Consider the following 14197-nt stretch of genomic DNA (forward strand, 5'->3'; position numbering starts at 1 on the left):
CCGCATAGCAGGTGGTTTTTTGTTTCGCACACTCGCTCTGCTCGCGTGCTCAACTAGGTCTAAAGACACTAATAAAACAGGGCAACAACGTTGCCCTTTATTCGTTATTAAGAAATGTTAATAATAAAAGAAATATAAACATAAACGTAAAATAGTTTGATATACCAACTATTCACATAAATATAGACAAGCACAACTCTGTTGTGCTATTCGAAATAGCCAAAGAAATTCAGGACAGCCTAAAACATAAGTAAACAATATAGGTTTTAGGTTACTCAAAATGAAAACTAAAATATAAAGTATTGAAATTTGGGAGTTTTGTCAAGCATTTCATTGAATTTTAACTAAAAATTATATTTTCCTTTGTTTGTTTAATTCAAATAAAGATTATTTACGCGTTTTTGTATTTATGCGTTAATTTTGCCCTTAATAATTAATGAATATTTCCGCGTTTTAAGGCAAGTTACAATTTAACGTTATAGGGGAATACCCCAATTACATGAAGTTTGTAACTATAGCTCCTATAAGTTTTTCAATCAATTTATTTAAAAGGCAGATTGCAAGAAATAACTTGAACGAATTTAATGACGTAAATTAAGCAGGAAGATCTCGATTGGTGTGCGCCAGTTAAGATATTTAAGTGGCCAGGAATTCAGATACCAATTGATTTGAACCAGCTGGCGATCGCTCAGCTCTTCAATAGCTTGTCCCTTGGGAATAAAGCGTCGCAAAACTCGGTTACGGTTCTCATTACTACCGCGTTCATGTGGTGAATAAGCATGGGCAAAATAAACCGGAGTACCAGTTTGCCGTTCAATTGTCTGATAGTTAGCGAACTCTTTACCATGATCCACGGTAAGCGTCTTGAGCTTGTCTTGAAGTTGACTAGCTAGTTCAAGTACGGCTTGAGTCATGGACTGACTGCCGCGGCCATGGAGCCGTTTAACAATTGTCAGGCGACTCTTACGCTCCACAAAATCAGCCAAGCCACCCCAAACGTCAACCACCGTGTCTGCAACATCAAATTGCCCCCTTCTATAAATAGTTCTAGCTTACCGAACGCAACCGGACCTGACCACCGTTGGTCCCCAAGCTTAACCAGAACTTAATTTCTCAGCATTTCCCGGGCGGTCGCCACCAGGGGACCAAATTCGGCGGCAAAGGAGCTTTCCTTTAAGTAGATCAAATTCAAGGGATGCTCGAGCGGAAAGCCGGCCAGCGGCAATTCAAACAAATCGCCCCGGGCCAATTCGTTGGCCACCAGGGCCCGGTACATAAAGCTGATCCCGACCCCCTGCTTAAGTAATTCAATGATCGCCGTCGGGCTGCTTAAGGCTAAGGTCTGGCGAAAATCACTCAGCTGGGCGTTGTGCGCCGCCAGCCAGGTCGTCAAAATCTCGCGGGTCCCCGAGCCGGCTTCGCGGACGATCAAAAGCTGGTCAAACAAGGCTGGCAATGTCGCTGGCGCCTCGGCCTGGGCGGTCACGCCGATAAAGGGCGCACTGCCCAACGGGGCGGCGGCAAAGTCCTGCCGCGAATAATTACCCTCGATCAAGACCGCATCTAATTGACCGGCGAGCAGCTGCTGGGACAGGACAGCGGTATTTTCAATCGTCACTTCCAGCTGGTAGCCGGCCGCGATCACCTTGGCCAGCAGCTGCGGCAGTAAAAAGGCCCCCAGCGAGCGGGTCGCCCCCAAGCGCAACGGCGGGGTCTGGGCCAAGCGGAGCCGCTTTAAGACCGCCTGATTGTCCTGCCCGAGCCGTTTAGCGTAGGCCACTAGTTCCGTGGCCGCCGGCGTTAGCTTGACCCGGCGCCCATGGTGGACCAACAGCGGGACATCTAGATCGGCCTCCAGGCTGGCCAGCTGCTGGGAGACGGCCGGCTGGGTGATAAAGAGCTGCTGAGCGGCGGCGGTCAACGAGCCGGTCTGCGCCACCACCATTAAGGTCGTCAACCGGTGGTCCAGTAAATTTTCCATCGTCCTGCCCCTTTCATAAGGAAAACTAACTTACAAGAAAGAAATCATAATTTTTATTTATCAGTCTAGCATGGTACATTAAGAATGTAAAAAAATCCGGATGTCAATTCGAAAAGGAGAAAGTGAAATGCTCAAGAAGATATTTAGCTGGCCCTTTGCTTGCGCCGCGCTCTTAACCTTAATTTGTTCGCTGGCCGGCAGCTACCTGGCCACCCTCCCCTACCTCAAGGTGATTGGTGCCTTAGTGATCGCCCTCTTGTTAGGGATGGTGATGCAAGTTGGTCGCCCGGTCCTGGATTACAGCCGGCCGGGAATTGGCCTGATTGCCAACAAGTTCCTGCGTCTCGGAATCATCCTGCTGGGCTTTAAGCTCAATTTGATTGCCCTGGCCCAAGCCGGGATCAAGACGATTGCCCTGGCCGTCGTGGTCGTGACCTTCACGATTTTAGTCACCTACCAGCTCGCCCGCCGCTTCGGGGTCGACCGCCACTTAGCGATCCTGACCGCCAGCGGGACCGGGATCTGTGGGGCCGCCGCTGTGATGGGGATTTCATCGCAATTAACCAGCGATGACGATCCAGCCACCAAGTTGCGCCACCAGGAAAATGAGGTGGTTGCCGTAGCGATCGTGGCGATCCTCGGGACCCTCTTTACCCTGATCGAAATCGGGCTCAAGCCACTCTTGCACATGACCGCCCTGCAATTTGGGGTGATGACCGGGGGCAGCCTGCACGAAATCGCCCACGCCGTCGCCGCTGGGAGCGCCGGGGGCCCGGTCAGCCTTGATACGGCGATCATCACCAAGCTTTCGCGGGTCCTGCTCTTGGCCCCAGTCGCGATCTTAGTCGGGATCTGGTACCAAAAGGCGACCCGGCAAGCCAACCCGACCGGTGAAAAGCAGCCGGTGCCGATTCCGTGGTTCATGCTCGGCTTTATCCTGGCCAGCGTGGCCGGCACCTTTATCCCGGGCCTGGCCGCGTTGGTACCAAGTCTGGTCAAATTAGCCTACCTGCTCCTAGGGATGGCAATGGCCGCCTTGGGGATGAACGTGAACTTCTCCGTGCTCTTCACCCGCGGCAAGAACGCCCTCGTGGCCGCCGGAATTTCTTCGGTGTTGCTCTTGATCCTGGTCGCAACTTTGTCCAAGACCTTCTTTTAATCCGTAATTAAACGCTAAAACCGCCGTCTTCCAACTGCCGGAAGGCGGCGGTTTTGTTTAAATCATGCGTCATTATCTGACTTCAACTCCGTAAATTGAGCATCTAATTTAGCAATAATTTGAGCGCGTAACGTTTCGATCCGTTTTGCTACTGACTCCCACATAAATTTAGGGATGTGATTAATTACTTAGAAGAGCATTATTCACGAAAATCCTTATCAGTTAGGATAAAGGAAAATAGGGACACATTCTGTGCCCACCTTGAGGACAAACTCTTTACTGAGGACTCTGTCACGGGCAACGGTTCTGGCTCGTACACCTTCGACCAAATCAAAGCTGAGCAAAACTTGGTTTCTAATTGGGAACTTTTACGAGAAGCGAAATCTGCGCTTAGCACAGATTTCGACCCACTGACTGCTGGTCCGGAAGCTTGCGATGTTTTGATTCGCTGTTACTTACTCCCTGAAGCGATTGACCTTGCACTTCAAAAATTGCTATAATAAAAAGTGCACTGGTAACCACCAATGCACGCAAACCTTTATGAAAGGCCGTGAGATTATTACGGAATTTCTTGGTTGCGCCTCGCTGGTGGTGTATTGCAGTACACTAGAACAAGGGCGCTTTATCCGCTAATCTATCAGCCCAATTGTTGAATATAATATTCAAACTTTAGCTGGTTATATTATAGCATGGATTAGCAACCTTGACCAACCGTTCAGCTTTCGAGCTGGGCGGTTTTTTCTGTTGAGTTATTCTTTAAAGTAATTTCATAATAATGGCTCAACACTTTGTTGGGCCTTTTTATAGTCCTAGGTCATTATCATTATTACGATTTTTACTTGAAGAAGAATTCGTATTTTTAGTTCGTTGCCTTAATTTTTGACGTTGTTCTTGCTTTTCCACTTGCCTAATCATTTTCAGATGTATCTGTATTTGACGTATCCGTTTATTTTCACGTTCTGATTGTGTATTTTTAAGTTCCCATTCAGGAATTTTAGTAACTCTGGTTAAGAGTTCATCTAATTTTGCATCAGAGAAACTGTCCACGTTGAAACTCATTTTTCCTCCCTAATTAATTTCCGATCTAAACCGTACATTAGTAAGATTACGAAGCACATGACAAAAAATTTTGCCCAGCCACCTGGTACTACTGTCACTAATAAGATTGCGAGCATGGCTTCCACGATTAAAAAGTATGATAGCCACTTAAGTTTATGAATACTTTGTTCGAGTTTGGTAACCGCATTTTCGGCCACATCTGCCGATAATTGCGCCGACTCGCTGGCCTTTTGTGCGATATGACGGTCCTTTTTAAAACCATCACTAACTGCCGTTTTGATAACCTCCTGGATAGTATGGCCGGTTAAGGCTTGGAACTCTTGGTACACCGATTTAGTCACATTAGAAGTATCAATCGTGATACCTTGTTGCATCGCTAAAATTAGTTGACGCATTACTGGTACTTGTTGCTGATTAATTGTCTTGGTATAAGTTTGTAAATATCGACCAATCTGATTCAGGTCAGCCAGTTTAGCGATATACTGCTGAGTCTTTTGATCTAAACGATTTTCCCTAAGATTAATGTTAGTTTCTAATCCATCATATTTTTGACTAAGAGCATCAACGCGCTTGCCCAAGCCATCACCATAACCAATATCGTGCGCATCTGTGACAGTCTGTGTCACCTTAGAGGTCTGGTCCTGAAGCTGTTTTGTGAGACTTTGCTTTTGCTGTAGCAAGTCGTCGTGCAATTTTTGCACGTCTTTTTTGTCGGCTAAGCTCTTCAAGTCGTCGTGACTGGCTTTGTCTTCTATGAGTTTGTCGAGTTTTAAGTCCATCTCTTTGTTCCTGTTCTTCAATTTTGGTGGCTTGGAGTTGATGTTGATTGAATTTGAATTGTTGCTGTTGACGCTGAGATCGTGCTCGGGCATCTGCGGCCATGGTTTTGATTTTTGCAAGTTGTTCGTTTTGTTCATTATTTGTTCGCTCCTCCTGTTTCTGTGCAAAACATTGTTCTAAGTTACTTTTAGTAAAGCTCTGTCCTAGTCCGCGTGTTGATATCACCTCACCGGTTTGTTTTTTCACCCGTTGATAAAAATCCCGAACTTTATATTCTTTTCCATTAATGGTTTGATGATATGTCCAAGCAGTCCCTTTCTTGCGCTCAGTAATCGTAATTCCTTGGGTGCCTAATAGGTGGACAAATTCTCTTAGGGAATCAACCTCATTCTTAACTTGGTTGATTATCTTCTTTAGGCTCTTCTGCCACTGCGAACGCGTCACTATATTATCTATATCTTGTCGTTTCTGTTGTTTAGATATAGGGTTAGTCCAACTATTGCCAGTTACTCGCTGATAGTTAGCTATCATTTCATGATCAAAGTTGGTTCTTAATTTATATATGTTAAAGCGGTTAGTTGGTACTGTACGGCCATTAGGTCTTACGGTATTAAATACAATATGAGCATGTAGCTTACCGCCGTCCCCATCAGCCTGAATGGCGATTACTGATTGTGCATCGGCAAAATGTTGATGAACATAATGTTTGACAAGCATTAAAGCTTGGTTTGCCTGTTCACTCAGGTCAGTAGTATCAAATTCATCGGGTGAAAAAGAGATAATTAATGTTTGTGCTTGGTATTTACGTTTAGGATTATGGGCCTTCTGCAGATTAGCTTTAAATTGCTTTTCCAAATACGCACCATTTTGTGTGTTTGCGATATGTCCATGTTGGTCATGCAGTAGCTTAATATTGAACCCGCTACACGCTAATACTCGCCGCGATGTCTTTTGATAGCTATGGGGTGGTTCCTGAAATAGATATTGCAACCGTCCGTAACTACTACGACACGAGTGCGTTTCGAGAACTGTCATATCTATCATTCGCTTTCTTGAGAAGTCCTACCTTAATTTGAAACTCGTCAATTTTAGAGTGTAACTCTGCTAAAATCCGATTATTCTGAACAAGTTGGTTAGCTACCCAATTCCATAAATCACTATCGGTTAAATCAGCGTTCTCTTGTTCTGCTTGCCCTTTTGCGGTATTCAAAACATGAGCGATTTGATTTAAATTGGTTCCTGATTTGGTCGCCACGTACATAATACCTTCAAGTTGCTGCTGAATATCAGCGTACTGGTCCCGAACTATCTTTAACTCGCTTAATGACTTGGAATTTGTTAACCCACACAATGCTTCAACTAACGGCAACCTACCCTGATTATTTAATTGCTGAACTAAAATTGTAACTGCATCATAGTTGTCATTGTGACACTCATCAGTTGCTTGCATTAATAATTTCTCATCACGAATCATTTGGCGCATTGCCTTTGAGTTACCAGTAAGCCCCAATTCATGCTTCACTTCATCAAAATCCGCCAACTCATCCTCACTTAAACGAGCCTGAATTAACTTATTCTTTAATGGCTTCATTCTCAATAACCTCCTTAGTTTTGCCTAACAGCAAAAGAAATTTTCAGTCTTCGCGTGCTCGCGACAACGACTGACTAAATTTCCGTAATCGTCGGGTCGTATATTTTTGGTACCCACCAATAATTAATTGGTAGGTACCAAATTCTTCAAATATATTATATCTCTGATCATATACGACTCGCAAGCAATTAAGTTAGTAATACCAAACGAGTTTGTAATACATAACTAATGCTTGGAGGGGCGCCTTGCTAGCTCCCCTTCACCCTGTCGAGCAATCAGATATTACATTCGAAAATGAGTACCTTGAGATTGCATTCAAGGTCATTTCGAGATTCTATATCTGATTTACTTATGTGTTCGACATAAGTAACAACACCGACCAGCTGAACTTGCCAGCTGGACCAGCAATTTCTTTTTGCATCATCAAAAAGAAACAAAAATGACTACCTTATCAATCAACGATAAGGTAGCCAACAGTTGCTTACTTTGACCAAAACAAGCAAATATTACAAAAATAATAAATTTGGTAGGTAACGGCATAAAAAAATAGAATAACTATCTTTCAAGTTATCCTATCTAATCCCAATGTTTATCTTAAATAGACCTGCCAATTTAATGATTACAATCGCTAATTTTTGGTAGGGTTTTTGGTAGGGAACAACCCAGTTTTTGCTTATTTTTGAATTGGTGCAGTCCCGCTAAAAGCCGTTATACCGGGATTCCTTATCCTAGCACAAAAGCTGAATTATTCGTATTCAATAATAGAAATCCGATTAACATGTCAATTATACCAAGGGTTTGCGCGTTTGTTTGCTTTTTTGGCAAACAGTTTGGCAAACAAGAACCTATACAACTTTAGTAAAAGGCACCACCTGATTACCATTGAATTTAACTTGTGACTGCTTAGCTGGTGTTAAGTCCATTGAGCCTACCATCTTTTCAGCAATTAATTCATCGTTACGATCAAACATATGAGCATAGTAACGGAGTGTTACCGCTGGACTACTATGACCTAATCGCTTAGAAACCGTTAAAACATCAGCCCCTAATTCGGCAATTAGATATGAAGCATGGGAATGACGTAATCCTCGTCCGTTAATACTAGGTACCCCAGCTAATTTAGCGTATTTATGAATTACGTTATTCAGAGTGGACTTTATCATTGGACGATCATCATAAGATAACACAAACTTCTTAACTCCGTGAGCTAATTGTATCTGACGCCAATCTTTTAGAATTTGAACTAATTCATCATCTAAAGTAATAATACGTTTACCGGCTTTAGTCTTGGTATAAGGCTTGATCTGGTAATCATCCTTATTCTTGTAATACATGGTGTGAAAGATTCGCGCCTTTTGATTAATTAAATCAATGTCATTCCACGTTAATGCAAATCCTTCTGAAACTCGTACACCAGTCCGATAATAAAATAACAGCATGACATAAATACAATGTTCATAAAAGCCCTTTGTACTAATTTGACCTAAGACCTTTTCAAATTCAGCTTTCGTCCAGTACTTAGCTACCGCCTTTCCTTTAGGAATAGCTTTGGTTTTCATAGCCACATTAGTAGTGATCAACCCTAAGTGTTCTGCATAACCAAGTGACTGTCGAAAAGCCACATAACAAACATTAGCATAGTCACGTGAGAATCCTGAATCACTCATTAGCCACGTTCGGTACTCTTCACAATCCCGAACACTAATTTCATCCAGTATTTTTGTATCAAACCGGTCTACTGATAACATAATCATTCGCTTATGTGAAGCATAGGTGCTATCTTCCACATCAGCTTTATACTTGGGCAAGAAGTCTTGCCGAACAAACTTGCCGTAGCTAATGCGACGTAAGTCCTCAGTTCTTCGATTCATATATTCAACCTTAATCCGCATGGCTTCTGCTTCCGCAGCTTTAGCTGAAGTGAAATTTAGTCCCTTTTGGTCCTTACGTCCCTTCTTAAAGTGCTGTTTACCTTCGCTGTCGCGCCCTAGAAATACTTGGTAGAAAAAATGCCCGTTCTCATCGACACGGACATATTTATATCCATCAATTTTCATTGACTTCATTGCTTACCGTCCTCCAACTCTGGAAGGGCGATAATTTCAGCAATGGCAGTTGTTGGTACAAGACCAACTCGTTTACCATTATAAAATGCGTAGCCTTGTTTAACAAGATTACGTTTGGCTTGACGAATAATACGCCGGGCTTGATTTTGCGGGTAACCAAGTGCCCGCAAGTCCTGATAATTCATTACCTTTTTCATTAATGTTCATCATCCTTTTATCTGACACCTCACCATTACTTAGGTGATTTACATTGACACTTTCAAGGCGGATAATAAACTAGATAACAACATTAGCATTGTTATTGAGAAGTGACTTTCCAAGTTGGTAGCTGGGGACAGTCGCTTTTTTGTTTACGGTTCCAGTTCATCATCATCTTCCTTTGCATTACTCTTCCCAGAATTTCCGCTTGATTGGACCGGCTTTGAAATAATTTTAGCCTCCTCAGCAAGATCTACATTCACCATCTTGCGACGTGTTAAACGTTGATTAACTAAATAGTTAGAGTGTAGTCGCATTGCATAAACTAATCCCTTTAGTCGACCAAATTGGGAAGACGCTTGTTTAAAGTCATCATTAGCAATAAAAAGCTGGTCATCTTCTTCGCCAATTTCATTACACAATTGTTGAACATTAGCCTGCTGATCAAATAACACTCGCTCACTATCTCCTGATTTTCTTAATAACTTAGTAACAGTCAGCAATTGGAATAACTTCTTATCACATAAAAGTAGTTCATGTACCCGACGACGCAACTCCTCAAATGGGTCTTTGTCATGATCTAGTGCCCATAGCTTTACTTGTTCACAGAATGTGGCATAATCATCACTCGACCAACAGTCAGCAAACTTATTTACGAATCTTGGCAATGTATCTCCCTCGCTTAACCATAATCTTTTGATAGAGTTAGCGAGTTGATCAAATGGTTCTTCCAAATAATCAATGCTTTTACCCAGTTTAAATTGCGCCATTCCAATAGTATCCTGATATTCCTGTGTATTTTTCTCAGCTAACGGTGTAGCGTTCTGCACTTCACCATTAACACCACTACAACAACGTTTGTTAATCTTTACCATAGATAAGACCTCCAATAATCGAACCAATGCCAACAATGACCTTAACCGGATTAATGTAGGTAATAACTTCCTCACTCAGAAGTTGATTAGTTGTAGAGTTTACTTCTTCACGCATGACGCGTAATAAATCATGATCATCAGTTAACATCAAATCACTCCTTTCTACGTTGCAATTCTGGCCGTTAATTGGTGCCAAAAGTACCAATTAAATTGCTAATATTCACGTCTAATGGTCAAAGTAAGCAAATACCCACCACTTACCCGCCACATTTATTAGGCACTCATTCATTACTAACTTGTTAAAATTCGGGCAACCTTGTTACTTTTACTCATCTCAAAGTAGTCATCATCATCCTGAATATAAGTGATTGTATTAAGATGCATAACTACATCAGTTGCTCGATGCGTTTTAAGTAAGTTCATTGCCTTATTACTCAATTTCACAATGATCCATTCATCGCCGTAGCCACGCCGAATCGGAACAAAATAGCCACGCATCAAAGCCGTGAATTGATTTAAATTAGGTTGAAAATTAGGATCTTTCCCAACAAATTCTGGCCACAACTCATACCGTAGCTTATTTAAAGTCGTCAACATATTAGTAGCTAGCGAAAGTGACGTATTGCTACTATATGAACCTTGATAATTTGAGTTACCATTCTGTTGCTTCTCATCAGAAAGATAAGCTTGTCCATTTTGGAAATAAACACCAAAGTTAGCATGACGCTCCAAAAAGCCTTTCGAACTATCAAGAATGGCATTAGGATCTTGTCGAAAGATTGTCTTTGCTTTTTCTTGAAGGTCTCTGATCATTTTGACAACGGCTTTAACAATCCGTTCCATATCCTGGTCAGATAAATCTTCATTAAGCACGACGTTGAAGATATGATCCGATTCTCGTGTATAAACATAGTCATAATTTTTAATGGCACGGCCACCTGGTCGAAAATTGATGATTAAAACAATTACCTCAGTTCCTTTACCATCATTAGTTGGTATCATGTGAATGTTGATAGGTAGTCGTCTTAATAGCTGACTAAGTTGAGAAAGATAAATCTGACCTGCCTCTGGATCCTTAGTTTTAAGATTCCAAGATCGTTTATCATACTCGGCTTGCTCCAAATAACCTAACTTGGTAACTCCAGGCGCATAGTGAAGAACATCTCTCACATAACCTGCAACCCCATCAGCATAAACATTGGTCATCACTAATAGGTTCAAATTCCAAGGGCTTGTATTGTGAAAGCGACTAGAAACTCGCGGAATTTTATGCGGATCCAACATGTCCTTAAGAGCACTCCATTCAATTGATGACGGCGAAACTTCATCAATGACAGCAGCAGCTTGATCTTGATAATCTTGCCAGTAATCAACGGTTTTACCTTTGTCCTCAGCTGCGGTCATATAAGGTGTACGACCTTTTTCCAGATACTGGCATAGTCGACTCGCTAGATACGACTTACCAATTCCTCCCTGAGCTGCTGTAATGAAAATCGTGTTCATATTACGATCAGCATTAATGTCATTGATGGTAGACTCACGCTGATCATTCATTACTGCTGTTAAACGCTTAATAAAGTCCTGATCAGCAATCAAGCCAGCAGCATCACCATCATCAAAAGCACCATGCAAGGCATTTTTCCAATCTGTCACCTGCATTTGACCTGAGTAGATCCATTCCATTAGTTGATCTAAAATTAACTTCTTTGATCGTTTGCTAAAGTTCATTTTCCCAGCTCCCTTTGTACCAAGACTCCTCAATTTAGATAGCTGGTGTCCAGAGAAGACACGATCACCATCGTTACGTCCTACCAACCTAGCAGTATGGTGTGCCAGGTTGTAAGGACTATGAAGATTCCGAACAATTGCCGCATTAATACCACTAGCAACCATTTCATCGTCATATACGCCTGCGATACTGGAGTACGATTGACCCGGATCATCGGGTAACCAACTAATCACTTCATTAATTGCATATGGCGTCTTTTGATCACGCTTTGCCTTCGCACTTTGATGAACAAGATACTGTAGTGAGGAAATATAATGTTTAGTCACTACATAATTCTGCATAGCTCCTTGAAGTGTTCCAAGGAATGCTTCAATCCGTTTATTTCGTTGATTACCAATTTGCTCAATCCATTGGAAGGCCTTTGTCAAATCATCAAAGTTATATCCCATTAGTTCCATCATACGGTACCGAGTTCGACGTGTCGGCATATCAACCACTAGATGACTATGTGCTTCTTTATGTTCAATCTCTCCGTTCCGTAAATTTTCTTCGTCATCACGGGTATGATTGCTTAAAAAAGCAGCAAAGTGACGATCTCGATTTGGATTTCGGCAGCAAATCTTTTGAAGTCCATCAACGTGTTGTGCTACCCAACCAGTGAATCCATCCAGGATTGGATGACCATTTACATCACGTTTTATAACATTGCCATTATCATCCCAAGCTGAACCATAGTCTTCACAACCCTTACCAACAAAGCGATCATCGCCAACCAATTTATCGCCTGCCCGAATTAAGTTACCTCCCTCATCCATCACCATACGATCCAGTTCGCCGAAACGATTCAACGGTAACTGAACCGCATGTTCTTCATACACTGGACTGTATTTAGGATTGGATTGTTCCTTTATTCTGGGGTTACAAACAGTGAAAAGCCAATGGATCGAAATGTTCCAAGTCCGTGACGCTTCACCAAGTAAATCCAGTATCTTACCAGCTTTAATTGCCAAATCAATATTGCCTTCGCTATATTGATTATTAACCTTGAGAGATGGTAAGACCTTAAGAATGACTCGGTACAAGTCTCGACTAGAATGGGAGTATCGCTTCAAATAATCCGAAGCCTTAGCATATCGTTCTTCGATACTTTCCGGCTTCTTATCATCCGACATTATCCCTCACCCCTTTCTGGGTAACCGTTCAAAGACTAGTGAGAAGGGCTTTTAACCACTATCCCTATACTTACTACCCTGTAATTATCATTAGCCCTATAAATGATCAACAATCATTGATTTTATGCACCTTTAACGTCAACCCATATTTTCTTCGGCATCTGCTAAGAAACCTAGTCCGGCAGCATCCTGGAGGCTGTGCCGTTGACGGAGCTCGGCAGCGGCGTTAGCACGCCGTAAAAGTTGTAATATCAGTAGTTCAGAGTAAGTTATGTTAATAACTATTACCCAAAAACTACATACTATTAACATGCAATTTAATCACGTTCCTTTCTAGTTTCAAAAATGATAATTTGCAACCAAGAATCCGTATTTATCAGTAAATACGAATTTTTTGTTGCAGTAACGAATTCGCCCTTCGTTACGATTCCACTTTAACAAGATTGAACATCCTAATTTTTTGAAACGACAAAAAATGTCGCAAGAACGCATTATTTAATCATATTTTTTGAAAAATATAGTTTAAATGTTATTATATAAGCGTTTATTCATTGCGACATTTTTAAAAAAGGGACATTATGACAATAGATGATATTCTCGAATATTTAACACAAATCAATATTAAAAAAGACAAAAGAACAATCCAAAGATGGTTCCAAAATGTTGAGCCCACTGATATCGTTAGTGGCCCGCCTCAATACAATATAGAACACGTAGAGTGGGTTCTCTTACTTCATAAAATACCTGATCTATATTTAAGTCATCATCCAGATCCAATTTCTGCTCCTAGTAATAATCTAATATCAAATTCCAAAACAACTAGCGACTTAGGTGATTTGCAACAAGCCAAAATTGAAATGAGTCAAATTAAAAATGATTTACTACAAATTAATAATGAACGTAGGTTTGAACACACTAAAGAACGGTTAATTTTAAATTTTTTACTACAAAAAGTCGGCTATGAATTCCTTGATCAACGGCTAAGGAAAGACTTCAGTAATATGGTCATCGGCGGAAAGTTGGCGCAAGATAAAGGTATCTTTGCAGAGCAAACACCAAAGTTTGACAAGTATAATGAATCAACTCTTCGTATTAAATCATCAGATATTAAAGATATTAAACACTATTTCCGAAAAATCAGATCTGATAAAGGTAAAAAAAGAAAATGACCTAGCCCGTTACCACGGGCGGAATCCTCTTGAATACTTTATTCAGGAGGGATTATTTTATGTCTGAATTAGATCAAACTATTGCCGAACGTGTTGCTGAAGTCAAGGAAGATCTTGAGTTGCAAGCCGGATTAGTATTATCTGATGAACAGTCTGACGAACTAAGATTAACCGGTCGCGCAACTATCGACCTAGTTAAACTTGCACCTTACTTATCCAAGATAATGAATTACTTGCACCAATCTGATAATGAAGATATTGTTTGGTCGTTAGTAATTAACACTATTAGCGGTAACGCTGAAGTTACGCTTAAAGGCTGTCGGCTTGTCCTTTAAAACGAAAATGAGGCTGGGAAAAAACTCTCAGTCCAAAATGAAAGCCGGACGATGAATCAAATCTTGGTTCATCGTCCGGCTTC

General features: G+C 41.5%; 14 protein-coding genes and 1 pseudogene. 3 read left to right on the plus strand and 12 right to left on the minus strand.

What is annotated here, in order from left to right; translation table 11 throughout:
• Positions 1 to 581: 581 nt before the first annotated feature.
• Together H9564_RS08335 and H9564_RS08340 are read right to left on the minus strand one after the other, a co-directional pair.
• Positions 582 to 1031: pseudogene (locus H9564_RS08335) on the minus strand (IS30 family transposase); the annotation flags it as partial.
• 74 nt (positions 1032 to 1105) lie between these two features.
• Complete coding sequence (locus H9564_RS08340; RefSeq protein WP_191685021.1) at positions 1106 to 1981, minus strand: LysR family transcriptional regulator; 876 nt, start codon at positions 1979 to 1981, stop codon at positions 1106 to 1108.
• A gap of 127 nt (positions 1982 to 2108) precedes the next feature.
• Here H9564_RS08340 and H9564_RS08345 point away from each other — a divergent pair, with 127 nt between their 5' ends.
• On the plus strand, positions 2109 to 3140 hold the full coding sequence (locus H9564_RS08345) for a YeiH family protein (RefSeq protein ID WP_035160040.1): 1032 nt from the start codon (positions 2109 to 2111) through the stop codon (positions 3138 to 3140).
• An 801-nt stretch (positions 3141 to 3941) separates the two neighbouring features.
• Here the strand turns inward: H9564_RS08345 and H9564_RS08350 are convergent.
• The 10 genes from H9564_RS08350 to H9564_RS08395 form a co-directional block, all read right to left on the minus strand.
• Positions 3942 to 4199 carry a hypothetical protein gene (locus H9564_RS08350; RefSeq protein ID WP_098045426.1) on the minus strand — a complete coding sequence of 86 codons (258 nt, stop codon included), beginning with the start codon at positions 4197 to 4199 and terminating at the stop codon, positions 3942 to 3944.
• Complete coding sequence (locus H9564_RS08355) at positions 4196 to 4825, minus strand: hypothetical protein (RefSeq protein WP_098045427.1); 630 nt, start codon at positions 4823 to 4825, stop codon at positions 4196 to 4198. Before H9564_RS08355 ends, H9564_RS08350 begins: the two co-directional genes overlap by 4 nt.
• Before the next feature lies 1 nt (position 4826).
• Positions 4827 to 5834, minus strand: coding sequence for a relaxase/mobilization nuclease domain-containing protein (locus H9564_RS08360; RefSeq protein WP_390893934.1), 1008 nt, complete (start codon positions 5832 to 5834; stop codon positions 4827 to 4829).
• A 148-nt stretch (positions 5835 to 5982) separates the two neighbouring features.
• Complete coding sequence (mobC, locus tag H9564_RS08365) at positions 5983 to 6570, minus strand: plasmid mobilization relaxosome protein MobC (RefSeq protein WP_098045429.1); 588 nt, start codon at positions 6568 to 6570, stop codon at positions 5983 to 5985.
• A gap of 845 nt (positions 6571 to 7415) precedes the next feature.
• Entirely contained in the window at positions 7416 to 8636 is a 1221-nt protein-coding gene (locus tag H9564_RS08370; protein ID WP_225209628.1) for a tyrosine-type recombinase/integrase, read from the minus strand.
• Positions 8633 to 8833: a DUF3173 family protein gene (locus tag H9564_RS08375; RefSeq protein ID WP_191685022.1), complete on the minus strand. Its 201-nt coding sequence runs from the start codon at positions 8831 to 8833 to the stop codon at positions 8633 to 8635. The genes H9564_RS08370 and H9564_RS08375 overlap by 4 nt, the downstream gene beginning before the upstream one ends.
• A 153-nt stretch (positions 8834 to 8986) precedes the next feature.
• Entirely contained in the window at positions 8987 to 9709 is a 723-nt protein-coding gene (locus H9564_RS08380) for a hypothetical protein (RefSeq protein ID WP_191685023.1), read from the minus strand.
• On the minus strand, positions 9696 to 9857 hold the full coding sequence (locus H9564_RS08385; protein ID WP_191685024.1) for a hypothetical protein: 162 nt from the start codon (positions 9855 to 9857) through the stop codon (positions 9696 to 9698). Before H9564_RS08385 ends, H9564_RS08380 begins: the two co-directional genes overlap by 14 nt.
• 143 nt (positions 9858 to 10000) lie before the next feature.
• Positions 10001 to 12610 (minus strand): hypothetical protein, encoded by a 2610-nt coding sequence (locus H9564_RS08390; protein WP_191685025.1) that lies wholly within the window; start codon positions 12608 to 12610, stop codon positions 10001 to 10003.
• A 138-nt stretch (positions 12611 to 12748) separates the two neighbouring features.
• Positions 12749 to 12922, minus strand: coding sequence for a hypothetical protein (locus tag H9564_RS08395; RefSeq protein WP_191685026.1), 174 nt, complete (start codon positions 12920 to 12922; stop codon positions 12749 to 12751).
• Between the two features lie 266 nt (positions 12923 to 13188).
• Between H9564_RS08395 and H9564_RS08400 the strand changes: the two genes are divergently transcribed.
• Positions 13189 to 13779, plus strand: coding sequence for a hypothetical protein (locus tag H9564_RS08400; protein WP_191685027.1), 591 nt, complete (start codon positions 13189 to 13191; stop codon positions 13777 to 13779).
• 59 nt (positions 13780 to 13838) lie between these two features.
• The gene (locus H9564_RS08405) at positions 13839 to 14114 is read left to right on the plus strand and encodes a hypothetical protein (protein ID WP_191685028.1); all 276 of its coding nucleotides are present in this window, start codon (positions 13839 to 13841) and stop codon (positions 14112 to 14114) included.
• Positions 14115 to 14197: the final 83 nt, after the last annotated feature.

The sequence above is a fragment of the Limosilactobacillus avistercoris genome, assembly GCF_014836425.1.
In the GTDB taxonomy this organism is placed as follows: Bacteria; Bacillota; Bacilli; order Lactobacillales; family Lactobacillaceae; genus Limosilactobacillus; species Limosilactobacillus agrestimuris.